The following is a 26,566-nucleotide window of genomic DNA, read 5'->3' as shown; positions in this document are numbered from 1 at the left end:
GGTCCTCATAATCTCCAAAAACGGGGCTTGCCCGCGCAAACCACCTTCAAAAAATGACCCCTCAACGGGCCGGGCGTAGAATCATGCGGGTGCTTCAACCGCCCCCTGTGACATATTACGAGAGCGTAAAATTTCCGCTACATCGCTTTCTGCCTCAAGTGTCAGCATCAAGGAATGCAAATGCGCCACATCTCTGAGCTCCACATAGATCAGAAGTCGGTAAAAGTCAGGTTTCCTGTCAACAAATTGTAAGTCTGAAATATTCGCGCCGGTCTCACCAATCAAGGTGCAGACACGGCCAAGTGTACCGGCGTCGTTGGTCAAGGTGACGTCAAGCGTCGCGCCATGCACGGCCGCATGCTCGCCTTCGTGCCAGCGCAGATCAATCCAGCGCTCGAGTTGATCATCATAGGCGCTAAGCCGATCACAATCGATGGCGTGCACCACCACGCCGCGCCCCTTGAACGTGATGCCGACGATGCGCTCCCCGGGCAGCGGCTGGCAGCAAAACGCACGCTCAAAGGATTGCCCGGGCGTCAGACCCACAACCGCGCGGCGGGCATCCACCTTGTCGCCCTTTTTCGGCGCGAGGTCGGGATAGACGGCCTGCACCACCTCGCGTCCGGTGATTTCGGCACTGCCCATGCGGGCCAGCAGATCATCGCGGTTTTCAAAGCGCATGTGGCGCGCAGCCGTGGCCAGCGCCTTGTCGGTGGCCTTGCGACCCACGTGTTCAAAAGCAGAGCGCGCCAGTTCGCGGCCCAGCTTGACAAAGCGCGCCCGATCCTCATCACGCAAAGCCCGCCGGATGGCAGAACGCGCCTTGCCGGTGCTGGCAATATCGAGCCAGGTGGCCTGCGGGCTCTGGCCTTCAGCGGTGATAATTTCCACGTTCTGCCCGTTTTTCAAGCGGGTCCAGAGCGGCACACGCATGTGATCCACCTTGGCCCCGACACAGGCCGACCCGATGCGGGTGTGAATGGCAAAGGCGAAATCTATTGGCGTGGCCCCGCGTGGCAGTTTGACCACCTCTCCCTTGGGCGTGAAACAGAAGACCTGGTCGGAATACATCTCCAGCTTGACCGCTTCGAGGAAATCCTCGTGATCCTCCTCGGCGTCAAACCGTTCAGACAGCTGCGTGATCCATTTCGCCGGGTCCACCGCAAAGGGGTTCTGGGAGCGCACACCATCACGATAAGACCAATGCGCCGCCACCCCGGTTTCGGCCACATCATGCATCTGCCGCGTGCGGATCTGCACCTCCACCCGCTTGCCATCGCGCCCGGACACGGTGGTGTGGATGGAGCGATAGCCGTTGGATTTGGGTTGGCTGATGTAATCCTTGAACCGCCCCGGCACCGCGCGCCAACGTTGGTGGATCGCACCCAACGCGCGGTAACAATCTTCCTCACTGTCGGTGATGATGCGGAACCCGTAGATGTCAGAAAGCCGAGAAAAACTCTGGTCCTTCTGCTGCATCTTGCGCCACATCGAATAAGGTTTCTTGGCCCGGCCTACGACTTCGGCCTCAACACCCGCGCGCCCGAATTCCAACCGCATGTCCCCGGTGATGCGCTCAATGACATCGCCGGTTTCCTTTTGCAGATTGATGTAGCGACGAATGATGCTGGCCCGCCCTTCCGGGTTCAACACGCGAAAGGCAAGATCCTCGAGCTCTTCGCGCATCCATTGCATGCCCATGCGTCCCGCGAGGGGGGCAAAGATATCCATGGTCTCACGCGCCTTTTGCGCCTGCTTGTCCGGGTGCATCGCCTTGATCGTGCGCATGTTGTGCAAACGGTCACTGAGTTTCACCAGAATGACGCGCAGATCCTTGGACATCGCCATGAACAGCTTGCGAAAATTCTCCGCCTGTTTGGTCTCGGAGGAATTAAGCTGCAGGTTGGTCAGCTTGGTCACACCATCCACCAGTTCAGCCACCTCGGCGCCAAACAGGCGCGTCACCTCCAGATAGGAGGCCTTGGTGTCCTCGATGGTGTCATGCAACAGCGCGGTGATGATGGTGGCATCATCCAGCTGCTGTTCGGTCAGGATCGCGGCCACGGCCACGGGATGCGTGAAATAGGGTTCACCGGAATGGCGCAGCTGCCCCTCATGCATCTCGCGACCATAGGCATAGGCCGCGCGAATAAGCTCTGCATTGGTTTTCGGATTGTACTTGGTGACGAGGCCGACCAGATCGTCTGCGGTGATGTCGAACTGGTCAGGCGGTGTCATTCACATGCCCTTTGGGCGCTTGGGGCTGCGTTCAGCCCTGTCCCTGTGCAGCCATCAACTGGCGCAAAAGCATCTCTTCGGACATGCTGTCCTCTTCGGGCTTGTCCTGCTCGGCTCCCATCAGAAGTGCCATGGAGTCCTCTTCGGCCTCATCCACTTCGATCTGATTCTGGTTGCTTTCGATCAGACGCTCGCGCAACTCATCCGCGCTTTGGGTCTCATCGGCGATTTCGCGCAGGGACACGACGGGGTTCTTGTCGTTGTCGCGGCTCACAGTGACCGCCGAACCGGCCGAAATTTCACGTGCGCGATGCGCCGCAAGCATAACCAGTTCAAACCGGTTGGGGACTTTATCGACGCAATCTTCAACGGTGACGCGGGCCATGGAACACTCCATAAATCGGGGTTTTGTCAGAAAGCGCGGTTTTAGGCCCCTTTTTCGAGATTTACAAGCGCCTATTGCAGCGCCACGACCTGTTCTTTTTCCTGCTCTGGCAGGGCTGCGAGCATCTCGGACACGGTTTTGCCCAGAACCGGGTGCACCCACCCCGGCGCCACATCCGCCAACGGGACCAAAACAAAGGCACGCTCCTGCGCACGCGGATGGGGCAGAATCAAATGATCCGGCGCGCGCGCCAGTTGCTGCTCCAGACTCAGATCACGCCACTCGGCATGGGTTTGCCGATCCGGGCGCACCTCACTGCCCAACGCAATCAAATCCAGGTCCAGCGTACGGGGCCCCCATCTGGTTTCACGCGTGCGCCCCATCCTTTTCTCGATTTCGTGTAAAGTTTTTATCACTTTTTCCGGAGAATCTTCGGTCTCAATCGCCAGGACCGCATTCACGAAGTCAGGCCCGCTGCCCGGCGGGAAAGCAGGGGTGCTGTAAAGGGGGCTAACCCCGCGAATCATTTCATAAATTTCAACTATTGATTGTATGCCCTTTTGCACAGCTTCCCTTGGGTCACCCTGGACGGAAGAGCGGTTTGACCCTAGGGCAATCAGCGCAACTGACCGGATTTGTGGCAAAATCTCGCTTGCTTTGGGGGTCATCGTCTCTTGCGGCACAGTGAAAAAACCCTATTTTCGGACATGTTAGATCGCTGTTTATTTAATATGGACGTTTTTTAAACGCTAGCGCCTGACACATCGGAAGGACAAAAAATGTTTTACAAGGACGAACGGCTCGCGCTGTTCATCGACGGATCGAATCTCTACGCCGCTGCAAAGTCGCTTGGTTTTGATATCGACTACAAATTGCTGCGCACCGAGTTCATGCGTCGGGGCAAACTTCTGAGGGCGTTTTATTACACAGCGCTTCTGGAAAATGACGAATACTCCCCGATCCGTCCTTTGGTTGACTGGCTGAATTACAACGGCTTCACCATGGTGACAAAGCCCGCCAAAGAATACACCGACAGCATGGGCCGTCGGAAAGTGAAGGGCAACATGGACATTGAGCTGGCCGTGGATGCCATGGAACTGGCATCACGTGTCGATCACATCGTGCTGTTTTCCGGCGATGGCGATTTCCGCCCGCTGGTGGAAAGCCTGCAACGCTCCGGCGTTCGCGTTTCGGTTGTATCGACCATTCGCAGCCAGCCACCCATGATCTCAGACGATTTGCGTCGTCAGGCCGATAATTTCATCGAGCTGGACGAACTCAAGGATGTGATCGGCCGCCCGCCGCGTGAATTCCCGGATGCTGCCGCCACCGGCTGAGGCGTTTGAGAATACCCCGGGGGGCGTGACAGCACGCCCCTCTGGACGCTTGGGCAGCAAAGCCTTAACTCTGGTCCCATGAGTTTTAACGCACCTTTGGTGCGGGTCCGGAGCAGTACCATGAGCAAACCCCCTCTCACCCTTTATCTGGCGGCCCCGCGTGGATTCTGCGCAGGCGTGGACCGTGCCATCAAGATCGTCGAGATGGCGCTCGATAAATGGGGCGCGCCTGTCTATGTGCGCCACGAGATCGTGCACAACAAATTCGTGGTCGACGCGCTGCGCGACAAGGGCGCGGTGTTTGTTGAGGAGTTGGATGACTGCCCCGACGACCGGCCGGTGATATTTTCTGCCCACGGCGTGCCAAAATCGGTGCCCGCCGCCGCCGCCGCGCGTGAAATGGTCTATGTGGATGCGACCTGCCCCTTGGTCAGCAAGGTGCACATCGAAGCCCAGCGCCATGCGGACAACGGGTTGCAGATGATCATGATCGGGCACGCCGGCCACCCTGAAACCGTGGGCACCATGGGGCAACTGCCCGAAGGGGATGTGTTGCTGGTGGAAACACCCGGCGATGTGGCCACCGTGGAAGTGCGTGATCCGCAGCGGCTGGCCTATGTCACCCAAACAACGCTGAGCGTGGATGACACCGCCGATGTGGTCGCCGCCTTGCAGGCACGGTTTCCCGGCATTGTCGGCCCGCACAAGGAAGACATCTGCTATGCGACCACCAACCGGCAGGAAGCGGTCAAGGCCATGGCGCCGAAATGCGATGCCATGCTGGTGGTCGGTGCGCCAAACTCCTCCAACTCAAAACGGCTGGTCGAGGTGGGCGCGCGCGCAGGATGCAAATATTCGCAACTGGTGCAGCGTGCGAGCGACATCGACTGGCGTAGCTTACAGGGAATCACCAGCATCGGGATCACCGCCGGGGCATCGGCCCCTGAGGTATTGATCAATGAGGTCATCGACGCATTTTCCGCGCATTACACCGTGACACGGGACGTGGTGGAGACGGCTGTTGAGAACGTGGAGTTCAAGGTGCCGCGCGTGCTGCGCGAACCGGCGTAAGGCCGCGCGATGCCGCAGGATTATTTTGGCGCGGAGGCGCAACAGGTGCTGTTGCATCGTGGGCGCGCGCTGTTTGATCTGACGCGCGATGCGACGCATTTCACCTATTACGGACGCGCAGTGGGGATTTTCAGCCCGCAGGACGCCCCGTTCGAACATCTGAGCCATCTGGCGCGATTGCAGGGCAGCACCAATTACGCGCGTGTGCCGCTGGCAGAGATGACCGTGCTGAGCGATGAGGCGGAACACAGCGGTTTTGTCCCCCAGCGCTACGCCCGCTGGGAAGGGGGCAATACCGCATTGCAGATGGCGCAGCAGACCCTGAATGACCGTCCCTTGCCAAAACCGCTCAAAACCGCGTGGCTGTCGCCTGAAACGCCCCATGAGATCCGGGCGTCATTTGCCGATATGGCGCTGGCCTGTGGCGTGCTGCCGCCCAACCTTGCCGTGCTGAGTGGTGCGCTGCGCCCGGGTCTGTGCCTGATGGCGCTGGACGAGGCGGGCAAAGTTGTGTCCTGCGCGGCGGCGGCCGCCTTTTCCCACCCCGAGCACCCCTTGGGCCAACATGAATGCTGGTGGGGCATGCTGGCCACGGATCCTGCGTGGCGCGGGCATGGGCTGTCTTTACTGCTGGGTGCACAGGTCATGCTCCACATGAACCAACGGCACGGGTTTAGCCGCTTTTTCACCGGTGTGGAGCCGGGCAACGCCCCCTCTGAGGCAGTTTGTGCGCGTCTGGGCCTGTCCGCCAGCGACAGCGGGATCCTGGGCATTGCCGATCCCAGTCTCGTGCCCGGCGGGCGTATGACAAAGTGAGCCGCATGCGCCGTCTTGCCTCTTGCCTCGCCCTGCCCGCGGTCTCATTGTGGCGCCCATGAAACGTATCCCGCCCGCCCCCCTGATCCTTGGCCTTGCCGGGTTGATCCCCTTCCTGTGGGGCGCGGCAACCTATCTTATTGAGCCCTTGGCCGACTGGGGTTTGCGCAGCCTCGGGTCCCGCTTCATCGGCCCCTACATCCAGTTGTTTTACGGCTCGGTTATCCTGTCCTTCATGTCTGGCGTGCTCTGGGGGTTTGCCACCAAAACCGCCGGGACGCGGGCTGCCGTTGGCTACACCCTGTCCGTCATTCCCGCCCTCTGGGCATTCTTCATGACGGGCGGCGGGCCGGTCACAGCAGGTATGAACCTGATTTTCGGCTTTGCAGGCCTTCTGGTGCTGGATTTCGCCTTCTGGCGCTGGGGGCTGACGCCGAGCTGGTGGATGTCGCTACGCCTTTTACTGACTACGATTGTAATCCTGTGCCTCAGCGTCGGAGTGTTCTTATGAGCGATAATGAAACCCTGAAGGTCTATGGTGACAAGGCAGCAGAATATGCCGACATGCTCAAAGACGTGGTGGCGAAAGACCCGCTGCTGGCCGCGTTCATCGCGGATATTCCGAAGGGAGGCACCGTTTTGGACCTCGGCTGTGGACCCGGAGACTTTGCAGCGGAAATGGCGCGCGCGGGCCTTGTGGTCACCGCCTACGACCCGGTGCCGGAAATGGTCGAGATGGCCGCCGCCCATGCAGGCGTCACGGCGCGGCAAGCGAGCTTTGATGATCTGAATGCAGAGAATGAATATGACGGCATCTGGGCCAATTTCTCACTCTTGCACGCCGCGCGCGAAGACATGCCGCGCCACTTGACCCAAATCGCCACCGCCCTGAACCCCGGCGGCCGGTTTCACATTGCGCTGAAATCCGGTGAGGGCAGCAAACGCGATCGCGTAGGGCGGTTTTACACCTATTATACGGACAGCGAATTGACGGGGTTGCTGGAGGACGCAGGGTTCGCCGTGACCTATCGCGCCACAGGGTCTGGAAAAGGCCTTGACGGTCAGGAGGCACCGTGGATATGCCTCAGCGCTCATGGCTGAATTATTTGCATATACCGATGGCGCCTGTTCGGGCAATCCCGGCCCCGGGGGCTGGGGCGCTTTGATGCGCGCGATGGATGGCGACAAAATCGTCAAGGAACGCGAACTCAAGGGCGGCGAACCCGATACCACCAACAACCGCATGGAGTTGCTGGCGGCGATCAACGCGCTTGAATCCCTGTCGCGCCGCTCCAGCATCACAATCGTGACCGACAGCAATTACGTCAAAAACGGGATCACCTCGTGGATCTTTGGCTGGAAGAAAAACGGCTGGAAAAACGCCGCGAAAAAGCCCGTGGCCAATGCCGAACTCTGGCAACGCCTTGATGCGGCCAACGCACAGCACGACGTAACATGGGAATGGGTCAAGGGCCACGCCGGCCACCCTGAAAACGAGCGCGCGGATGAATTGGCCCGCGCGGGCATGGCCCCGTTCAAACCTTCCAATGCGTGACATCGCCTGCCCGGTGGCCCTGCATCTGGACGGTGTGCCGCGCCGGATCGCAGCTTTTGAACACCCGCAAGCCGGGTTGCAACTGGTCAAGGGTGGCGTGGCAGCAGGCGAGCGCCCCGAGCAAGCCGCCGCCCGCGAGCTTTTCGAGGAAAGCGGGCTGGAAACACGCGCCGCGATTTATCTGGGATCCAGCCCGGATATTGCCCTAGGGACGCGCTGGCATTTCAGCCTGTGCCGGTTGGCGGGACCCCTGCGCCCCAACTGGCAGCATCTGTGCGCAGATGATGGTGGGCATCTGTTCCGGTTTTTCTGGCTAGAACTAGATGCGCCACTGCCCGAAGGGTTTGCGCCCCCTTACGCACGCGCGTTTGAATGGATAAAGACGGCCCTATGACCCTGATCAGTTTTCTCGATTATGCCTCCGTCTTTGTCTTTGCGCTGACTGGCGCGCTGGTGGCCAGCCGCCAGCAACTCGACATTGTGGGCTTTGCTTTTGTGGCCTGTTTGACGGCGGTCGGGGGCGGCACGGTGCGCGATGTCTTGCTGGATCGCAATCCGATCTTCTGGATCGCGCAGCCTGCCTATATCGGGGTAGCTTGCGGGGCCGCCTTGCTGGTGTTTCTGACAGCACATCTGTTTGAAAGCCGCCTCAAGACACTGATCTGGCTAGACAGTTTTGCACTGGCCGTGGCGGTTCCAGCCGGAACGGGCGTGGCGCTGGCCTTGGATCAGCCGATTTTGGTTGTGGTTCTGATGGGCACCATTACCGGGTGCATGGGGGGTCTGTTGCGCGATGTGGTGCTGGATGACGTGCCGCTGGTGCTGAAACAGGGTGAGCTTTATGTGACGGCGGCCTTTGCCGGTGCGACCGTGGCGGCCTTCGCGCGCCCCTATTTTCCGGACGCCCTGCCCGCGCTGGCGTTGTGCTCCGGCGTCACATGGGCCTTGCGCGCCGGCTCGCTGGCTTTTGGCTGGCGCTTGCCGGTCTATAAATCGCGCCCGCCGAGAACGTGAGCGCCGGGACACGCCGGTTGTTTATTGGGAGTGAGCCGGGCCAAACCGCCAGCGCCAGTTGCGCGATAGCCCAGTAGGTTGCCGCACCGCCCCCGGTTTTGTGGCTGGAACGCCCGCTGGCACTGAAAGGTCGGTGCCATTATGGCTTTTTTGCGGGCGCTGCGAACTTCTTCGCAGCAAAGACGGTACCCCAGACGCCGATGTCGCGGATGGTCTCGGGTGCGACCTCAAGCGGGTTCTCTTCGAGCACTGTGAAGTCGGCGTATTTGCCCGGTTCGATGCTGCCGATGCGGTCGTCCATGCCCAGCACATAGGCGGCGTCGATGGTCACCATGCGCAACGCCTGTTCCGCCGTAACGCGCTCAGCGGGCGCAAGCACCTCACCGGACTGACCAAAACGGTTTACGGCGATCCACATCAACAACAACGGCTGCGCCGGGGCCACCGGTAAATCGGAGTGGATGGTTGTCGGCACGCCATTTGCCGTCAGCGTACCCAGCCGCGCCGCCTGTGCCGCGCGGTTGCGTCCGATATAGGCAGCATTGAGATCACCGCGCAGATAGACATAGCTGGGGTTGACGCTGGCGACAGCGCCGAGCGCTTTCAGCCGCCGGATCTGATCCAGTGAGGACAGGCCGAAATGTTCAAACACGAACCGGTGGTCAAAGCGCGGCTTGTGGTTCTGCAGCTCGGACAGCGCATCCAGAACCGCATCCTGTGCCGCGTCCCCGTTCGAGTGAATGTGGATCCGGAAGCCCGCCTCCCACCAGGGCAGCATCGCCTCGAACATTGCCTCGGGCTGGGTGTTCCAGATGCCCTTCAGGTCAGGGTCCAGATAGCCGGGCTCGCGCAGCGCCATGGCCAGACCGAGAAAGGCATCATCGGCAAAGAACTTGATGCCGGAATAGATGACCTTGTCGGTGTTGTCTTCGGCAAGTTCAGTGACCGCCCTGACGGCGTCTTCCCCGTGCAGCCGGGAATATGTTCGCGCATCAGCCACCACCACGACTCGTTGCGGCATGTCCGGATCATTGTAGTATGATCTGAAGAATTCCCGCTCGAATTCCGGGTTGAGCGATCCGAATGCCAATTCGGTTGTTGTGGTGATGCCTGCCTGACGGTTGAGCGCGGTGATCTTGTCGACCGCCGGGCCCATATTGGCAAGGAACTTGGTGATTTCCGGGACAAGCGCAAAGGCTGCCGCTTCGACAGCAAGGAACTGTCCGTTTGGCACCCCATCCGGGCCCAGTTCGATGCCGGGGATCTTTGTCGCGTCCTCGGCAGTGACACCGATCTGAGCCATATAGGGCGTGTTCGCATAGGCGAAATGGACCGACGCGTCCCAGACGATAATCGGGCGGGTTGTCGAGATCGCGTCAAGATCATCACCGCTCAGATGCCCCCCCATCGCGATCACGTCATATCCCCAGGTAAAGATCGTGTCGCTCGACTCCGGATCACGCGCCACCACCTCTTGCAGGCGCGCCATTGCCTCCTGCTTGCTGGCAACGCCTGCAATATCTGTCCCGAACGGGTTGGGGGTCGCATAGAAGGCCACAAGCGGGCGATGGGTGATTGTACTGGCAGCGATAAAGGGGTGCTCATGTGCCGCAATCAGTCCGGGCACGAGGATCTTGTCCGCGAAGGTCCGGTCGATCTGGTGTGGAAAACGGTCGATCAATGCCTGCAGATCCTCAAGGTCACCAACAGCCGCGACCCGGCCGTTCTGTACCGCCACGGCAGTTGTTTCCGGCAGCCCCGGATCCATTGTGATGATCTTTTCGGCGACATAGACGGTTATCTCGGTGTCTTGCGCCAAGCCTGACGAGGCCGGAAGCAGAACCGCCAGGGCCAGGGAGCGAAAAATCTGTGAGGACACGGCGCGCAACATCGGGAATGCCTCTTCTACATAAGAAATGCTGCCATCAACGGCACTGTTCGAGGTCACATCATTTTTACAGTTTCGGTGTCAGAGCGTCAATGATGCCCTGAAAACGAAGCTGACGGTTCGACAGGCATCAGCTTTGTCCACCCGCACGGCGCAGCCGATTGACAAAATGCAGACCAAATTGACCAGCTGGATTTCGGCAATGCTGCCCAGGTTTTCGCTATGCATTTCAGGCGCATTGCACCGCCTGCAACCTTTTGCGCGCTACGCCCGGACAGTGCGCGATGCGCGATGTGGTGCCCGGGTCGGACAGGACGACAACCGGGTTACAAAAGCCTTTGTAAGGGCCAATCTGACCGCTTGCGCTCGGCCGAGGCCGCCTCGCATATTGCGCGCACGCGTCGGGGTCAAACGAGATGGGCGCATCAGGCATGGCCCCATCTGCAGCCGAAGTCATGCGACATGCCCGTTTCAGTCCTGTGGATCGCGGTGATCTTGCCTGCATTATTCTGCGCGGTCCCGGTAAGTACCACCGAGATGGTCCGCGGTGTATCATTGCCCTCCTCAAAAAAGCCGGGCGCGCTGACGCCTCCCATCTGAATGCAATCTGCGGGTATGGCGGCATTACTTCAAAGCATGACAGCCGGGATCGTTGCGGCAAATGCTGTCTGTTTCATAGTCTCGCCGTCGATCAACCTATGCCGAGGGTAGTCAAGAAAGTTCCGCCCGTGCTCACACATCTGCCAAAGATGCGTGTCGTACACGCAGCGTGCAGGGAGGCCGCCGTTTCAGGCAAATCATCGAGCGTATACTGCCTTGCGTTTTCAACCACATCGAAGGCTTCCAGACGTTTTGGTGCTGAGACCGCTCAACCGACATTGGACCGCAGGCCGCGCTGCCACAGCAACACCGGATTTCAATCGCGTAACCGTGCCAGATCAAAAGGGACGACTGCCCAGACGTCGGTATCTACCAGAACACCGGGCGCTTGTGTCACAGTGCCGCGACAATCTGTTGGTGTCTCGTCCGCGCTCGCCTTCGCTGCTGCGTCGAACGCGCGCGTGGTTTGCGTCAAGCCAAATTCCCGCACCAATACCGGGAAGAAACTGGCGTAGCAGCGCAGCGCATCCGGAACGCTTGGGAGGCTGCATCACCCGCCGACCGCCTGCGCGCTCATACCGGAGAGCCACGCGTTATCGATAAAGCCCGGCTCTGCTGGAATTGCCGTGCTCGACTCCTGCCAGAGCATATCGGAAAACGGCATCCACGCGAGAAGCTTGGCGTAGATGAAAGCGTTTGGGCGCATCCGTGGAGACATGGGCGCTTGCTGTGGGGCGTACCGCCTTACTGTGACCAGAAGGCCAAAATTGAGCGACCAAAATATTGCCAATTTGAAGGCTTTCAGGCGTCTATGCAAAAATGCAGTAATCGTTGTATCAAATTTCAATATATTGTTTTTAAACATAATTTCCGAAAATTTCGCGCCGATGCGGTCTGCGGACAAGCGCTTTCGAAGGGCTGGGCATGCGTGGGTCGGTGTCGACTCTATTGCCAAGGAAACGGGTGTAACATCCGGAACTTTTTACGCGCCTGTAAAGTCCAGGGGCGGCGCATTTCATTCCGCATTGCGGGTGGGCCTTGAAGAGGTTTTCAAGGCCAACCCTGCCTTCCAATAATCCACGCGGAGCGCGTTGCACCGTCGCATATGCGGACTGTTGCTTTGAGGCAAAGCACCGCATGGGCACTGAAAACGGATCTGCCATGGCCTTTCTGGCGGGCCCGCTTCTGAGGAAAAATGAAAAGGCCTGGCCCCGTCTCGCGACACTCATCGGGGACCTGATGATTGCGCGCGCCGCAGGTTCCGGCGCGACGGCACCCCTGATTGCAAGTGCAAGCAAATCAGCGGCATTGATGCCCTTGGCGCGCGACGATCACTGGAACCGCATCCCCGCAGCCTTGTCACATATAGGTCCTGCGCATCCGGCGACGGGCCGCCGGCGTCATGCTGCACCGGGCGCGTTGCGTCCACCGGCATGGGTTTCTATCCTCATACCGCGCGATCTCTGGGATGTGGTCCATGACATAGTGAGTGAACTCCGGTGTGTATCTTGCGCCGCGCAACCGTGTTGCTTTTTGAATACCCATGGGATTTCTAAACATCCCGCTGACAATGTCTCTGACGGGTCTGCAGGGGCATGTCCGGGGTGGCTGTTGGCGATCCGGACCTGTTTGCCAGTTGAGAAACCTTCGATCAACCTTGAGCAGTTGAGGTCAAGAAAGGCCGCGGGCATGGGTATGGCGCACGCCTGTTGCTGCATTCTGTCCTGATTTCAGACAAAGCAGTGAGATTTGCGCGCCCGTCCCCAACTGATGGTCTGAAAGGACCACATCAAAATACGCTGCGCCTGCCGTTGTGATGCACCCCTCTCGGATCACCATCGGATCGGTTGCAATATGCGTGTCGGGATCGCCGCTTTGCGCGTCCCTTGCAGGCCAGCACGGCGTTGTCACGGTTTGCCCGAAAGCCGCCATGCGTATCAGAACGCCAGTGCAAAGACCGATGATCTTTGTGGCCGCAGGCATGTAGATGATGGGCGCTTTGCGTTAGACAACCGCGCAGATCAGCCTTTGCATAGTGTCTGATCCCGAAAACAATGGCCAGATCGCGGATAGTGATCGTCTCCAAGAGCGCTGTCAGTGTCATTGACACATCCGACGCGGTAATGAATGGCCCGTTGCTGCCAGACGCCGATTGTATTTCGGCAAGGCGCGTTGTGTTTGCGGGATCCTGTCCAGCCGGGTCGTCTTGGCAACAAAAACAGATCCGTTTCCGGTGAGGGACAAGGCAAGTGCAGCTTCAGAATCCGCTGTCACCAACCGAAGCTGCGACGGTTCCAATGTATCCATTTGATCGGCAGTGAGAGAGAATTGTCGTTTTGGTCATCCTGAAAGCAGCCGCCTTAACAGCGTGTATGGCCATCAAGAATGGGCGTTTATCATACATGCTTTTTCGGAACGGCCACAATCGTTCGGGAAATTGATGGATCGCAGATCGTCACGGATCCGGTGCGTGACCCCGCGGGCAGAAATGAAACACGCGGCGTCACAAAAACCGTTCACCATGCCCAAAACTCCAGACCTGCGATCATGCCCGCCGATCTCGACAGAAAACCCAATTTAGCCAACGCTGGTCCTGAAAAAATGCGCGCCCTTGCGCGGGGCCAGTGATCAAAAACAAACCAGAGGCAGCCAAGCCGACAGCGCGCTTCACCCGATATGAAGCTGGCGTTGATAGGGGATGGACGCTGCGCCAAAACCCACCTGGCGGAGGCAAAATGGCGGCTTGTGCGCGCCAACCGTCGGGACGGCCCGCGCAGGTATTGTGATCGGGCCTGGCCTGGGTCTTTGAACAGGCTGGTTTTCGAGGTTCACTGGCCGCCCTGCCGGTGTGAGGTGTGGTACCGGAGCGGCAATGCATCCGGACCGAACTGACCCGGAATTCAGCGCACCGCAACCTTGATTTTCGTGCCTGCGACTTCGATAGTTTCGCGGCCCTTCTTTTTTGCCGTGAAGATGACTTCAACCGCGGGTGTCCATCCCCCACAGGTTCGACTTTTGGTCACGCCCCATTTGCCATTGCTCAGCGTGCCCAGCTTGGTTTCGCGCGTCCGATTGGGATCCACGTTCGTCGGACGTTTCCCGCATTCGCCGCGATAGCCGTTCACGATAACCGATTGGCCGATATCGAGCTTGATCGACCTGTGCGTCGGGATTTTGTTGTTCGGATCGGCGTAAAGGGGCGACCCCACCATCAGACATACCAAAATAAAGCTTCGAAACACGATACTTTCTCCCTCACACCTGCCCGGAGAATAAATACATGTCAGAGCCAGTCAAATTTTTTTTCCAATCTGTCCGCAGCACCGATTGGCCGCACGGGTCAATCAGAACACGCCGGCAGGCGTCGGGTTTTTGGCAATTTTTTGCGGACCAGAGCGGCAATCGTTTGGCGCGCCGACACAGATGCCTGTAATGTCAAAGCATAAGCAGACAAGGGGCATGGCATGGTTTTCGATTGGCATTCTGACGCGATTGGCCCGGAGACACCGGTGACCAAAGGGTACAGAAACACGCAGAATGTGCGGCGCTTCATGACCGCGCAATGCGGGCCTGACTTCAAGTTTGACCGCGCCTTCATGGCCTGGATCAAGGATGGCAGCGACAAGACGATGGGCGATGTGGTGGCCGAGTGGCAGCGGCGCCGGGGGTAGCGTTTGGTCCTGCGCCATCGAGGTGATCCAATTGCGCAGGAACGCATCCTGGCAGATTTGACCCAGGACTATCAGCAAGCCCGGGGTAAGACGCATCGGGCAGATCACGGCTTCGTTCTGGGATACGGCGCCCGCCACGGACGACAGGCCGGTTTGCGCGTTCAGACCCGCCAGCAAGCCAATCTCTACTCCGGCCTCGCCGGGGTTTTGTGCGGTCCCCGGGGATCAATGCTGTGCGCAGCACATCGAGACAAAATTGCCCATCTCAACCACCACAATGCCCGGCGTATCCGCAAGACGTGTCCTCGCGTAGCTGCCCGGCACATAATAACCCAGTACGGGGCACCCGGATCTACCGGTAAGTAAGGCGTTGCCACACATATACGCTCCCCCGAGATTTGCCGCGTTTTGGTGCCGAAAAAAGGTGGGCCATTTTGTGGCGTGACAGTTCGGTGTCAGGTTCCTAAAGTCTGGTCATCACATGAAACGGGTGGAGACCCGTGTGTCAAATGGGAGGAACCAATGACAAAACGCTTTTTCAAGGCGCTCATTTCGGGTGCCGTGCTTTCTGTGGGCGTCACAGGGGGCGCATACGCTGCCGAATGTATCGCACCGGCCAACCCCGGCGGGGGCTGGGATTTCACCTGCCGCCAGATCGGCAAGATCATGTATGACATTGGCGCGGTGGACAAACCGGTTCAGGTCACCAACATGGCCGGAGCGGGCGGTGGTCTTGCCTATAACCACGTGGTCGCGGAGCGCGGTTCGGACGAGGATCTGATCGTTGCGGCCTCCACAGCCACCTCCACCCGTCTGGCGCAAAACGCCTATGCGGGCATGACGGCGGATCAGGTCCGTTTCGTTGGCGCGATTGGGGCCGATCCCGGTGTGATTGCCGTGGCTGCCGACAGCCCGTTTCAGTCGCTGAATGATCTGGTCGACGCAATCAAAGCCGACCCCGGTTCCGTTGCGTTTGCGGGTGGGTCTGCCGTGGGTGGTTTTGATCACATCAAACCGCTGATGATCCTGCAACGCGCGGGCTTCACCGACATCAAGAAAGTGAAATACATCGGCGTTGATGGCGGCGCGGATGCGATCACCCAGACCGTCGGCGGGTTCACCCAAGCGATGACGGGCGACATGTCCGAAGTGGTTGGGTTTCTCAAAGCGGGCGAAATCCGCGTGATTGCGGTTCTGACCGACGAGCGTGTGCCGGGCTTTGACGACATCCCGACAGCCAAGGAACAGGGCCTCGACGTGGTCGCGGTGAACTGGCGCGGTCTTTACGTTCCCAAAGACATCTCGGACGCCAAATTCGATGAATGGGCTGGAAAACTGCAACAAGTTGCGGATAGCGACGAGTGGAAAGAAGCCATGGTCGCTAATGGTCTGGCACCCTTCACCAAGGTTGGTGGCGATTTCCAAGCCTATGTTGATGGCCTTGTGGGCGAAATCAACACCATGTCCAAAGAGCTGGGAGTCATCCAGTAATGGCAAGTGACCGGATTTTCGGTCTGGTCACGCTCTTTGTGGCGCTCGCGTATATCGCGAGCGCCACGCAGATCCAGACCAGTTTTCTAAGCGACCCCGTCGGCCCCAAGGCATTTCCGATGCTGATCGGTGCGGTGGCCGCAATCTGCGCGCTGGTGATGATTTTCAAGCCGGATCCTGATCCCGATTGGCCTGCAGCCCGCACCTGGGGAGGTTTGGCCATCGCCGTGATCGTGTTGATCTGTTATGCTTATGCACTAAAACCGTTAGGGTTTGTGATCCCGACCATTTTTGCAGCCGGCATTCTGAGTTATCAGATTTCGCCGCGCCCCCTGCCGGCCATTGCCTCGGGCATCGGTCTGTCTGTCGGGCTGTTCATACTTTTCAAATTTGCACTGGGTTTGGGTCTAGTGGCCTTCCCAAAGGGATGGTTCTGACATGGACATGATGGCAAATCTGGCGCTGGGATTCAGCGTCGCCCTGTCGCCGTTCACGCTGATGCTGGCGGTTGCCGGGTGCTTTCTGGGCACGATCATCGGCGCATTGCCGGGTCTGGGCCCCTCAAACGGCGTGGCGATCCTGATCCCGTTGACCTTTACCATGGGGCTTGATGCGACCTCTGCCTTGGTGCTGATGACGTCGGTCTATTACGGCGCGATGTATGGCGGGCGGATTTCGTCCATCCTGCTGAACATTCCCGGGGACGAACCCGCGTTGATGACCACGCTGGATGGCTATCCCATGGCCAAACAGGGGCGCGCAGGTGATGCGTTGGTGCTCTCCGGTGTGGCCTCTTTTGTCGGCGCCTTTCTCGCAACCATCGGCTTGATGTTGCTGGCACCGATGCTGGCGCGCGTGGCCTATCTGTTTGGCCCGGCTGAGTATTTCGCGCTGTATCTGCTGGCGTTCTGCACGCTGGGGGGCATGGCCTCGAACAATCAGGCCAAGGCGGCACTGGCCTCCTGCATCGGTCTCGGGATCGCCATGATCGGGGTTGATTCCTCCTCTGGCCTGCCGCGTCTGACGGGCGGCAACCTGCACCTTTACGATGGCATTGATTTCCTGGTTGCAATCGTCGGGCTGTTTGCCATCGCCGAGATATTCTTTTTCATCGAAAGCCACGGCAAAGGCTCTTCTCTGGGCGTGAAGCTCGACAAGGTCCGCATCCCCTGGAGAGACATCGCGGCCACCAAATGGACCATGCTGCGGGCCTCTGGGGTGGGCTTTGTTGCCGGAATTCTACCCGGTGCGGGGGCATCACTTGGCTCGTTCCTCGCCTATATGTCCGAAAAATCCATCGCCGGTCCCAAAGGCGGATTTGGCACCGGTGTGGCCAAAGGTGTCGCGGCCCCAGAAGCAGGCAATAACTCAGCCGCGGGCGGGGCGCTCGTGCCCATGCTGACGCTGGGCGTACCGGGGTCGGGAACCACCGCCGTGCTATTGGCGCTGTTGATGACGCTGAACATTACGCCGGGGCCGACCCTGTTCACCGACCGGCCCGAAGTTGTCTGGGGCCTCATCGCCTCGCTGCTGATCGCCAATGTGGTATTGCTCTTGATGAACGTGCCGATGGTCAAGATTTTCGTAAAGGTCCTGATGGTCCCGCCTTGGGTGCTGTTACCGGGTGTGACGATGATTTCCTTTGTGGGGATCTATTCGTTGTCGGGCAGCTACTTCGATCTGCTGCTGATGGTCGGCTTTGGCTTGCTTGGGTATATCCTGCGCAAGCTGGATATACCAACCGTTCCAATCATTTTGGGCATCCTTTTGGGCGGCAAAATGGAGGACGCTTTGCGCCGTGCCATGGTGCTGTCGGATGGGGATTTTGCCTTTCTGTTCTCCACGCCCATCGCCATCGGCTTGTGGATCGCGGCCATCGCGGGTTTCGTCGCCCCGATGTTCCTGCGCGGAGTCCTTAAAAAGCCGCAGGCGGTAACCGACTGATGGTCCGCGTCCTGATCCCTTCGGGTGCCCTGGGGCTGAACTATGACGCGCAGGCTTTGCAGCGCGGGATCGCGGCAAAGCCTGACATCATCGCAATTGATGGCGGTTCTACAGATTCCGGGCCCTCTTATCTGGGGCGCGGTGTGTCGAAATACGCCCGTGCCTCAACCAAATTGGAATGGGCTGGGCTGATGGCAGCGCGGGCTGAGGCGGGCGTGCCGCTGGTCATTGGCACGGCTGGCACCTGTGGCGCGGATTCAGCTGTGGACTGGATGCTCGACATCACCCGCGAGATCGCTGCGGAACAGGGCCGTCCCTTGAAAATCGCGGTGCTGCGCTCCTCACAGGACCCCGACCAGATCGCGCAGGCCTTTGAAGGCGGTGATATCACCCCGCTGGCCAATGCACCCGATGTCACATCAGACATCATCCGAAGCTGTTCCAACATCGTGGCCCTCGCCGGGGCGGAACAGATCGCAGCGGCGCTGGACACCGGCGCGGATGTCATCATCGCGGGGCGTACCACGGATACGGCGATCATCGCGGCATTGCCCCTGATGCGCGACTGTCACGCGGGTGCTGCGTGGCACGGGGCCAAGATCGGCGAATGCGGCGCACTCTGCGCGACCAACCCGCAATCGGGCGTGATTTCGATCGAGTTCGACGATGCAGGCTTTACCGTCACACCACTTGCCGATGGCGCACATGCCAGCCCGCATACAGTGTCTGCGCATATGCTGTATGAGAATTCCGACCCGTTCATCCTGTATGAACCCGGTGGTTATCTGGATGTGACGCAGGCGGAGTATGCGGCGGTGGATGGCACATCGGTACGCGTGGAGGGGTCCAAATGGGTGCCCTCGGACCGCTATACCGTGAAGCTGGAAGGCGCGCGGCCTGTAGGCTGTCGCACCGTGGTAATGGCCTTGTTAAGAGATCCCCATTATGTGGCAAACGCGCAGGTCTGGGCCGACGATATTGTGGATAAATGCGGCGCAAAAGTGCGAAATCGGATGGACCTTGCAGCGGAAGACTTCACGCTGGAATTGCGCCTGATCGGGCAATCCGCGAGTTTTGGGACGCTGGAGACACGCGAGGCGACACCTTTGGAGATCGGCGTGATCGGGATCATCACCGCCCCTACCGAGGCGCAGGCCAGCGAGATTGGCAAGCTTTTGAACCCCTATCTGTTGCACCACCCGCTGACGCAGGAGGAGGAACAACCCACCTTTGCCTTCCTGTTTTCACCCCCTGAAATGCATCAGGGTCAGGTCTATGAATTTGCCCTGAACCATGTGCTGCATCTGAGCGATCCGATGTCGGCATTTGAGCTGGAGGTGATTGACCTTGCCTGAACTCCGCAGCCTCGTTTCAAAAGTCCGCAGCAAAAACGCAGGGCCTTTCTGGCTCACCATCGACATCTTCTGCGGCTCGGCTGAGGCCTATGCACGCGTGCGCGACGACCTCAGCACAACAAGGGTGGCAGAGGTTTTTGCCACCGACGGGCAGGCGATCAAACGCTTTGATATCGAGCAATTGCATGTGGTGAAATTCTCCCTGCCCCGCCCGGCGGTGCAAGGCTCGGTTGCGGATCGCGACATGCATGGCGCGTCTTGGGCCGCCTTGCTGGGGGAAGTAGAGATTTAGGATCACCTGATCCGGCAGGACCGAACGGGACACGGATGCCCCGCTCGGATTTCAGGTTACTGTGGGCGCACCGCATCCGCCGTGCCCTGCACAAAGGCGATCAGCTTTTCCACATCTGCCTCGCTTAGCTTGTCCGCGAATGACGGCATGCCGCCCTCAACCATTGCACCGCCCAGAACCACGTCCTTGGCATTCATCAACACAGACGCATCGGAATACCCCAGATTTGGCACGCCGCCGCCATTGTTCACGCCCGGCACACCGTGACAGAACAGGCAGTTGGACACATAAAGCGCCAAGCCATCCGCGATATGGTTGGGGTCATAGGGAACGCCCTCAACAAGGCTCAGCCGCTCAGATGTGATGGTCTCGGGCTTGGCTGCCTCCCCACCCAGTTTGAAGGTATAGACCCGTCCCGGTCCGACCTTATCCGTGGCGCGTTGCATCATGCCATAGACGCCCCCCCAGCCCACCGCGATGGTGACATATTGCGTGCCGTCCTTTTCCCATGTGGCCGGCGCCGCGACCACGCCAGAACCCACAGGCGTTTGCCAAAGCACCTCGCCCGTAGCTGCATCATAGGCGATGAAACGTCCATCCGCGGTGCCTTGAAACACCAGATTTCCGGCAGTGGTCAGCGTCCCACCGTTCCAGGGTGAGACATATTCAGCGCGCCAGACTTCCTTTTGCGCGACGGGGTCCCAGGCCAGCAGATGGCCAAAAGCGGTGGCCTCCGGAGCGACCACATTAAAGAGGTATCCAAGATTCCAGCCCACGCCGGACATGGTGGACATGGGTTTGTGCGAATTGAGCTCCCACGCCGGATCGGTCGATTGCACCAATGGCACGCCCTGCGCCGGGATATAGACCAGACCGGTTTCGGGATTAAAGCTCATCGGGTGCCAGTTGTGTGCGCCGTAAGCCGAGGGGATCGTCTCCCACGGGTCGGTTTTGGAGCGCGCCCCTTCGGCCTCAACGGGGCGGCCATTTTCATCATATCCCGTGGCCCATGTCACCTCGACAAAGGGTTCAGCGGAGATGAATTCGCCATTCGTGCGGTCAATCACATAGAAAAACCCGTTTTTCGGGGCCTGCATCAGGACTTTGCGTTCGGCCCCGTCAATTTCCAGATCAGCCAGAATGATATGCTGCGTGGAGGTGTAATCCCACGTATCCCCGGGCGTGTTCTGATAGTGCCATTTGTATTCTCCTGTCGCAGGATCAAGCGCCACGATGGAGGCAAGATAAAGGTTGTCACCGCCTGCTGGCGAGCGCAGATGCCGGTTCCAGGGCGATCCATTGCCCGTGCCCACATAGAGCAGATCAAGCTCGGGATCATAGGCCATCGCGTCCCAGATGGTGCCGCCCCCGCCCGCTTTCCAGTATTCCGCCGAAGGGTCCCACGTGGCGGCAGCCGCCTCCATCGAGGGATCATCGTAACCGTCCGCCGGATCACCGGGGATCACGTACCAACGCCAGTCCATCTCGCCGGATTTGGCGTCATAGGCGCTGACGTAACCGCGCACGCCGAATTCCGCGCCGCCATTGCCGATGATCACACGCCCATCAATCACACGCGGCGCGCCGGTGATGGTATAGGACATTTCGCGGTTTTCGATGGTGTCGGTTTTCCAAAGCCGTTCGCCGGTGGCCGCATCAATCGCGTGCAGGTTTCCATCATAAGCGCCGACAAAAACGGCCCCCTCATAGATCGCCACGCCCCGGTTCACCACATCGCAACAGCCCTTATAGGCGTAATCACGCGGCACTTCGGGATCGTAAACCCAAAGCTCTTCGCCCGTGACCGCATCCAGCGCATGCACAACCGACCAGGAGGCGGTGACATACATCACACCATCCAGCACGATGGGGGTTGCCTCGACGCCCCGGCGGGACTCCAGGTTATGGGACCAGGCAAGGCCCAGTTCACCCACATTTTCGGTGGTAATCCCGGTCAGCTTGGAATGGCGCGTTTCGGCGTAATCCAGCCCGTAGTTCAGCCAGTTCTGTGTCGTATCCGCGTTTTGAATGATCGCATCGGTATTGATGGTGCTTGTGATGTCGCGGATTTGATCTTCGGTCAGGGACTGCGCCGAAGCAGCACTTGCCCCAAGCAAGGCGCAAAAGGTCCATTGCCACAATTTCATATGTTTTCCTCCCGTTTGGTCCTGCAGCGCCCCGTCTTGAAGTATGGCGATCATGGTGGCTTTGGATGCCACTCTTGGGATCACACCACGCCCGTCAAAGGCGCTTCAAAACGATCAGCTGTTGTAACAGCGTCCGCGAAACAGCGCGTAAAATCAACTGTTACGGGAAGTTTCTGACTTTATTTGGTGCGCGCTGCGTTAAAGCCCTGTCCTAACGCGCGGCAAATCGGTTCGGCGTGTAGACCTGCATGTCCAGATTGGGCGCACGCCCGGTCAGCAAATCCGCCACCAACCGTCCGGTTTTAGGCCCGCCCGTCAGACCGATATGATGATGCCCAAATGCGGTCATGACGCCGCTTTGCCCGATTTCACCAATCAGCGGCAGGCTGTCAGCAGGGGCGGGGCGATGCCCCATCCATTCGTTTTGCCGCACATGGGTCAGATTGGGATAGGCCTCGGCCACTTTACGGCGCAGCAACTCAAACGGGGCTTTGGAAGGCCCCGCCTCCAAGCCGCCAAATTCGACGATCCCCGCGCAACGCACCCCTGCGGCCATTGGCGTGGCGACAAATTTCCCGCTTGCGAGCATGGTCGGGGCAAGTGGGCCGTTTTCCGCACCCTCAAAAACAATATGATAACCGCGCTCGCTTTCCAGCGGGACGGAAATACCCAGTTTTTGCATCAGGGGTTTGGACCACACCCCTGTTGCCAAAACGGCCGCGTCACAAGGCAACGTGCCATCCTTGGTCATCACCGATGTGATGCGCCCACCGGAAAGGTCAAAATCAACCACTTCGCTCTGGCGGATGTCCCCGCCCATCTCAGTAAACACCTCTGCCAAGGCCGCGACATAGCCTCCGGGGTCGCGGATAAACCCGTGATCCTTGACCGTTACCAAACAGCCGATGGCCTCCGAGAGGTTGGGTTCGCGGTCCTGCACGGCGCGGCCTTCCTGCACTTGCGGGATGAACCCTGCCAGTCGCCGCAAGGACCAGACATAGCTGTCAGCATCAAAACCGGCGCGGGTGGGATAAGCAAAATGATAATCGCTGTCGCTGACCCAATGCTCGGTTCCTGTGCCTTGGGTCAGGGCTTTGTGCTGCTCGACCGTGTCCGCCACGACTGGCGTCAAACCTGTCGCGATGCGCCGCGTATCGGCGTCATTTGCATGGCGCAGGTATTTCATCAACCACGGCGCCAGTTTGGGCAAATAGGAGGCCCGCAGGAACAGTGGAAAATCCCGGTTGAGCAACATTCCCGGCGCTTTGCGCATCAATCCGGGCGTTGTCACAGGCACCATAGAACAAGCCGCCAGCACGCCCGCGTTCCCATATGACGTCCCCTGTCCGGGTGCACCGCGATCCAATATCGTAACGTCCGCGCCATAGCGTCGAAGCCAAATGCCCGTGGACACGCCCACAATACCGGCCCCGATGATGATGATTTTTTGCGTCACGGTTTGTCCTACAGGGCCGAATTTTACATGGAACGTGCAGAATGCCGTTCCACGAGGGTTCGTCAATCGGTTTTGCATGGCGTAACGGCGCGCAACATTATGTTTGGACGCCTGTGCCGTCTGCGCGCGGTGTCGCCTCTTTCATGCCCTGCGCCCCGCGGAGCAGAGTGCGCGCAATGTCAGGACTGGACATTTGTGGGGATTTGCGATGCTTGGGACACATAGGGATTTGAAAGGTGCCACATGGGCGTTCAGGCGGGCGGCAAGACTGTTTACGGCGCGACGGTGGGCATTTTGATGCTGGAAACGCGCTTTCCGCGCATCCCCGGTGACATTGGAAATGCCACGACCTGGCCGTTTCCGGTGCATTATCGCATCGTGGAGGGCGCAACACCGGACCGGATTGTACGTCAGGATGCGCGCCAAATGCGTGATGCCTTTATTGACGAGGCGCGGGCCCTGGTGCGGATGGGTTGTGATGGCATCGTCACCAATTGCGGGTTTTTATCGGTCCTTCAGGACGATCTGAAGACAGCACTGGGCGTTCCTGTGGCGGCCTCTTCGCTGATGCAGGTGCCGATGATTGCCCAGACGCTGCCAGCCGGCAAACGCGTCGGTGTTCTGACCATTTCAAAAGACAGCCTCACAGCTGATCACCTGAACGCTGCAGGCGCGCCAGAGGATACGCCCGTGATGGGCACCGAAGGCGGGCGTGCGTTTCATGATGCGTTCCTGTCGGACCGGTCTGAGGTGGACTTTGATGCCTGCCGTCTGGACATGCTGGATGCCGCAAAGGCCTTGGTGGAGGCCCATGATGATCTTGGGGCCATTGTGCTGGAATGCACAAATATGGTGCCCTATGCCCGTGATATTCGTGTGGCCACCGGCCTGCCTGTCTATTCCATCTATTCGCTGGTGACATGGTTTCAATCCGCCTTGTCACCACGCCGGTTTGCGCACGCGTTGGATGATCCGCGCCTGCCCTGACCGCGTGGAACGCTAAAAACCACACCCTGTGACAAGGCGAAACGATCCCCGCCGTTTTGGACAGGACAAGCCGCTTTTTAACACCCGTTGAAACGCGCTTTTTGAGCGAATTTGCGCCGCCCGACGCAGCGCGTGGCGCTGATAGATTGGCGGAATTCTCAATCTGAACTAGAAAAATTGTGAATTTTAGTGTCTGATAGAACGTATTTCAGAGAGTCATTTAACCAGCGCCGGAGGATTAACGATGGCACAGAACAGCGCGCTTTCGCGCAATACTGTATTTTTTGCAACCTGTTTGATTGTGGGCCTTATCATGGCCTATCGCGGATATATTTACCTTAGCGACCGCCCCGGTGAGGGTGTCCTGAGGCTCCTTGGCGTGGTCCATTTCGTTGGCATCTTTGGCATTGTCACCATGGCGCGCGGCTGGAAACACGGATTCTGGATCCTGACGGCGATGAACGTTCTTGCCGCCGCGCTGTTCATCTTCTGGATCAAGGACGCCTGGCTGCGCAACACCTTGTTGCACATCATCTTTTCTGCCGTGTTCTGGTCGCATTACCCCTATTTGAAAACCTCTCGCCCGGTGGAATTGATGCGTCGCAAGATCCTTGGTGCCATTGGCGACAAAGCGATGGGATTGCTCAATGTGCCGTGGATCGTGCGCGCCATTGGCATGATCCCGCCGCTGGATGCTTTGATCAACCGCATCGTGATCAATCGCATCGTCAATCAGGTGCGCAATCGGCCCCATGTCTTTTCGACCAAATCATCTTATACCTCATGGGCGAGCCTGACAGACAAGACATGGAGCGCGCGTCATCTGGGGGTTTCGCCGCTGGATCAGACCGCCCTGCCACCCTTTGAAAAGCTGCGCCCCTTGTTTGCACGCACAGATGCCTCACAACGCATGTGTCCCAAATCGACCTGCCTTTTCCCGTCTTTTGCACAATACCTGACAGATGGGTTCATCCGCACAAAAACCGATGAAACGGATCCCGATCGGCTGAAAAAGAACACATCAAACCACAACATCGACCTGTGCCCGCTTTATGGGCGCACGCTTGAGCAGACCCAAGCCTTGCGGGTGCAAAACCCCGGGCACAAGGAACGGGGCAAGCTGAAAAGCCAGATTGAAAATGGCGAAGAATTCGCGCCGTTCCTGTTTGAGGGGGACGACATCAAGCCCGAATTTGCGGATCTGGATGAACCGCTTGGCCTGGAAAACCTCAATAAAGCCATCGCCGAAGGGCCCCCGGAAGTGGCAGAGCCTGTGCGCGAGAAGCGCGCAAGGCTCTTTGCATTTGGCGGGGATCGCGCCAATTCGGTGCCGCAGACGGCGATGATCAACACGCTGTTGCTGCGCGAACACAACAGATTGGCCCGCGAATTGGGTCAATTGAACCCCGACTGGGACGACGACCGCGTTTTTGAAACCGCCCGCAACATTGTTGTGGTGCAGTTCATCAAGGTCGTGGTGGAGGATTACATCAATCATATCGCGCCCAGTGAGTTTCGCATCAAGGCGGACCCAAAAGCGGCCTGGAAGGCCAAATGGAACCGGCCCAACTGGATCACCACGGAATTCAGTCTGCTTTACCGCTGGCACGCGCTGATCCCGGATGAAATCACATGGGGGGACACGACCCACCAGACCGGTCAATCCTATTTCATGAACAACCTACCCTTGATCCAGACTGGGTTGGCGCAGGCGTTTGAAGATATGAGTGCGCAGAAGGCGGGTGAACTGGGTCCGCGCAATACGACCAAATCCCTGCTCAACGTGGAAGCGGCCTCGGTTGCTCAGGGGCGATTTTGCCAGATACGACCTTTTACCGATTATCTGGAATATATGGAGCGCCTGCCCATCGAGACGATGTCTGATATCAGTTCTGACCCGGAGGTCTCGAGCCTGTTGCAGGAAGCATATGGTGACGTGGAAAAGGTGGATTTCTTTGTCGGACTCTTCTGTGAAGACCGGGTGAAAAACGCGCCTCTGCCCAGCATGATCCTGTCCTTTGTGGCACTGGATGCGTTTTCTCAGGCCTTGACCAATCCATTGCTGTCGGAGCATGTGTTCAAGCCGCCAACAGACCCGGATGCGGATCATCCGACGTTTTCACGCTATGGCTGGGGGCAGATTGCGGCCTGCGGGTCAATGCGCGATCTGGTGGCGCGCAACATCGCCAACCCTGATGCCCTTGGCTTTGTGGGCATGACGCAGAGAGACTGGCAACGAGAATAGGCTTTATGCGCCGGGGCGTTTTTCTGGGGCTTTTCGGAGCGCTAATCTGTGGTGCTATACAGTGCGTTTCTTGG

The 26,566-nt window shown here is 58.9% G+C and carries 27 protein-coding genes; 16 read left to right on the top strand and 11 right to left on the bottom strand.

The genetic code is table 11. The annotated features are described in order from the left end of the window. Nucleotides 1–81: 81 nt before the first annotated feature. From R8G34_17140 to folK, 3 genes are all read right to left on the bottom strand, one after another. Nucleotides 82–2,238, bottom strand: a complete 2,157-nt coding sequence (locus R8G34_17140) for a bifunctional (p)ppGpp synthetase/guanosine-3',5'-bis(diphosphate) 3'-pyrophosphohydrolase (protein ID MDW3224578.1) — start codon at nt 2,236–2,238, stop codon at nt 82–84. A gap of 31 nt (nt 2,239–2,269) precedes the next feature. Further along, a complete protein-coding gene (rpoZ, locus tag R8G34_17135) occupies nt 2,270–2,623 on the bottom strand; it encodes a DNA-directed RNA polymerase subunit omega (GenBank protein MDW3224577.1) in 354 nt (117 codons plus the stop codon). Between the two features lie 71 nt (nt 2,624–2,694). Further along, nucleotides 2,695–3,291: a 2-amino-4-hydroxy-6-hydroxymethyldihydropteridine diphosphokinase gene (gene folK, locus R8G34_17130; protein ID MDW3224576.1), complete on the bottom strand. Its 597-nt coding sequence runs from the start codon at nt 3,289–3,291 to the stop codon at nt 2,695–2,697. 111 nt (nt 3,292–3,402) lie between these two features. Here folK and R8G34_17125 point away from each other — a divergent pair, with 111 nt between their 5' ends. The 8 genes from R8G34_17125 to R8G34_17090 all read left to right on the top strand — a co-directional run bounded on the left by R8G34_17125 (nt 3,403) and on the right by R8G34_17090 (nt 8,416). Further along, nucleotides 3,403–3,960, top strand: a complete 558-nt coding sequence (locus tag R8G34_17125; protein MDW3224575.1) for an NYN domain-containing protein — start codon at nt 3,403–3,405, stop codon at nt 3,958–3,960. Nucleotides 3,961–4,080: 120 nt separating this feature from the next. Next, complete coding sequence (ispH, locus tag R8G34_17120) at nt 4,081–5,031, top strand: 4-hydroxy-3-methylbut-2-enyl diphosphate reductase (protein MDW3224574.1); 951 nt, start codon at nt 4,081–4,083, stop codon at nt 5,029–5,031. A 9-nt stretch (nt 5,032–5,040) separates the two neighbouring features. Next, nucleotides 5,041–5,847 (top strand): GNAT family N-acetyltransferase, encoded by an 807-nt coding sequence (locus R8G34_17115; protein MDW3224573.1) that lies wholly within the window; start codon nt 5,041–5,043, stop codon nt 5,845–5,847. Nucleotides 5,848–5,905: 58 nt separating this feature from the next. Next, nucleotides 5,906–6,358 (top strand): DUF3429 domain-containing protein, encoded by a 453-nt coding sequence (locus R8G34_17110; protein ID MDW3224572.1) that lies wholly within the window; start codon nt 5,906–5,908, stop codon nt 6,356–6,358. Beyond that, nucleotides 6,355–6,948, top strand: a complete 594-nt coding sequence (locus tag R8G34_17105; GenBank protein ID MDW3224571.1) for a class I SAM-dependent methyltransferase — start codon at nt 6,355–6,357, stop codon at nt 6,946–6,948. The genes R8G34_17110 and R8G34_17105 overlap by 4 nt, the downstream gene beginning before the upstream one ends. Further along, nucleotides 6,941–7,402, top strand: a complete 462-nt coding sequence (gene rnhA / locus R8G34_17100; GenBank protein MDW3224570.1) for a ribonuclease HI — start codon at nt 6,941–6,943, stop codon at nt 7,400–7,402. Before R8G34_17105 ends, rnhA begins: the two co-directional genes overlap by 8 nt. Then, the gene (locus tag R8G34_17095; protein MDW3224569.1) at nt 7,395–7,796 is read left to right on the top strand and encodes an NUDIX domain-containing protein; all 402 of its coding nucleotides are present in this window, start codon (nt 7,395–7,397) and stop codon (nt 7,794–7,796) included. The genes rnhA and R8G34_17095 overlap by 8 nt, the downstream gene beginning before the upstream one ends. Next, the gene (locus tag R8G34_17090; protein MDW3224568.1) at nt 7,793–8,416 is read left to right on the top strand and encodes a trimeric intracellular cation channel family protein; all 624 of its coding nucleotides are present in this window, start codon (nt 7,793–7,795) and stop codon (nt 8,414–8,416) included. The genes R8G34_17095 and R8G34_17090 overlap by 4 nt, the downstream gene beginning before the upstream one ends. A 139-nt stretch (nt 8,417–8,555) precedes the next feature. Here the strand turns inward: R8G34_17090 and R8G34_17085 are convergent, their stop codons facing one another. The 6 genes from R8G34_17085 to R8G34_17060 form a co-directional block, all read right to left on the bottom strand. Continuing rightward, the gene (locus tag R8G34_17085) at nt 8,556–10,364 is read right to left on the bottom strand and encodes an amidohydrolase (protein MDW3224567.1); all 1,809 of its coding nucleotides are present in this window, start codon (nt 10,362–10,364) and stop codon (nt 8,556–8,558) included. Between the two features lie 365 nt (nt 10,365–10,729). Continuing rightward, complete coding sequence (locus tag R8G34_17080) at nt 10,730–10,900, bottom strand: hypothetical protein (GenBank protein MDW3224566.1); 171 nt, start codon at nt 10,898–10,900, stop codon at nt 10,730–10,732. Between the two features lie 320 nt (nt 10,901–11,220). Further along, nucleotides 11,221–11,379, bottom strand: coding sequence for a hypothetical protein (locus tag R8G34_17075; GenBank protein MDW3224565.1), 159 nt, complete (start codon nt 11,377–11,379; stop codon nt 11,221–11,223). A 75-nt stretch (nt 11,380–11,454) separates the two neighbouring features. Beyond that, nucleotides 11,455–11,808 carry a hypothetical protein gene (locus R8G34_17070; protein MDW3224564.1) on the bottom strand — a complete coding sequence of 118 codons (354 nt, stop codon included), beginning with the start codon at nt 11,806–11,808 and terminating at the stop codon, nt 11,455–11,457. Nucleotides 11,809–12,575: 767 nt separating this feature from the next. Continuing rightward, nucleotides 12,576–12,887 (bottom strand): hypothetical protein, encoded by a 312-nt coding sequence (locus tag R8G34_17065; protein MDW3224563.1) that lies wholly within the window; start codon nt 12,885–12,887, stop codon nt 12,576–12,578. Nucleotides 12,888–13,804: 917 nt separating this feature from the next. Then, nucleotides 13,805–14,146, bottom strand: coding sequence for a hypothetical protein (locus tag R8G34_17060; protein ID MDW3224562.1), 342 nt, complete (start codon nt 14,144–14,146; stop codon nt 13,805–13,807). A 222-nt stretch (nt 14,147–14,368) separates the two neighbouring features. On the opposite strand from R8G34_17060, the gene R8G34_17055 reads away from it, so the two are divergent. From R8G34_17055 to R8G34_17030, 6 genes are all read left to right on the top strand, one after another. Further along, on the top strand, nt 14,369–14,575 hold the full coding sequence (locus tag R8G34_17055; GenBank protein MDW3224561.1) for a DUF6434 domain-containing protein: 207 nt from the start codon (nt 14,369–14,371) through the stop codon (nt 14,573–14,575). A 522-nt stretch (nt 14,576–15,097) separates the two neighbouring features. Continuing rightward, nucleotides 15,098–16,066 (top strand): tripartite tricarboxylate transporter substrate-binding protein, encoded by a 969-nt coding sequence (locus R8G34_17050; protein ID MDW3224560.1) that lies wholly within the window; start codon nt 15,098–15,100, stop codon nt 16,064–16,066. Then, nucleotides 16,066–16,503 (top strand): tripartite tricarboxylate transporter TctB family protein, encoded by a 438-nt coding sequence (locus R8G34_17045; GenBank protein ID MDW3224559.1) that lies wholly within the window; start codon nt 16,066–16,068, stop codon nt 16,501–16,503. Before R8G34_17050 ends, R8G34_17045 begins: the two co-directional genes overlap by 1 nt. Before the next feature lies 1 nt (nt 16,504). Then, nucleotides 16,505–18,010: a tripartite tricarboxylate transporter permease gene (locus R8G34_17040; GenBank protein ID MDW3224558.1), complete on the top strand. Its 1,506-nt coding sequence runs from the start codon at nt 16,505–16,507 to the stop codon at nt 18,008–18,010. Further along, nucleotides 18,010–19,365, top strand: a complete 1,356-nt coding sequence (locus R8G34_17035) for an acyclic terpene utilization AtuA family protein (protein MDW3224557.1) — start codon at nt 18,010–18,012, stop codon at nt 19,363–19,365. The genes R8G34_17040 and R8G34_17035 overlap by 1 nt, the downstream gene beginning before the upstream one ends. Beyond that, nucleotides 19,358–19,657 carry a DUF4387 family protein gene (locus R8G34_17030; GenBank protein ID MDW3224556.1) on the top strand — a complete coding sequence of 100 codons (300 nt, stop codon included), beginning with the start codon at nt 19,358–19,360 and terminating at the stop codon, nt 19,655–19,657. Before R8G34_17035 ends, R8G34_17030 begins: the two co-directional genes overlap by 8 nt. A 56-nt stretch (nt 19,658–19,713) precedes the next feature. Here R8G34_17030 and R8G34_17025 read toward each other — a convergent pair whose 3' ends face one another. Then, nucleotides 19,714–21,804 carry a PQQ-dependent dehydrogenase, methanol/ethanol family gene (locus tag R8G34_17025; protein MDW3224555.1) on the bottom strand — a complete coding sequence of 697 codons (2,091 nt, stop codon included), beginning with the start codon at nt 21,802–21,804 and terminating at the stop codon, nt 19,714–19,716. Between the two features lie 211 nt (nt 21,805–22,015). Then, nucleotides 22,016–23,260: an FAD-dependent oxidoreductase gene (locus tag R8G34_17020; protein ID MDW3224554.1), complete on the bottom strand. Its 1,245-nt coding sequence runs from the start codon at nt 23,258–23,260 to the stop codon at nt 22,016–22,018. Between the two features lie 243 nt (nt 23,261–23,503). On the opposite strand from R8G34_17020, the gene R8G34_17015 reads away from it, so the two are divergent. Continuing rightward, nucleotides 23,504–24,247: an aspartate/glutamate racemase family protein gene (locus tag R8G34_17015; GenBank protein ID MDW3224553.1), complete on the top strand. Its 744-nt coding sequence runs from the start codon at nt 23,504–23,506 to the stop codon at nt 24,245–24,247. Nucleotides 24,248–24,491: 244 nt separating this feature from the next. Next, a complete protein-coding gene (locus R8G34_17010) occupies nt 24,492–26,492 on the top strand; it encodes a peroxidase family protein (protein MDW3224552.1) in 2,001 nt (666 codons plus the stop codon). Nucleotides 26,493–26,566 lie beyond the last annotated feature (74 nt).

The sequence above is a fragment of the Paracoccaceae bacterium genome, assembly GCA_033344815.1.
Taxonomy (GTDB): domain Bacteria; phylum Pseudomonadota; class Alphaproteobacteria; order Rhodobacterales; family Rhodobacteraceae; genus Roseobacter.
The sequence above is the reverse complement of the archived record's forward strand: the minus strand, read 5'-3'. Positions and strand labels throughout refer to the sequence as shown.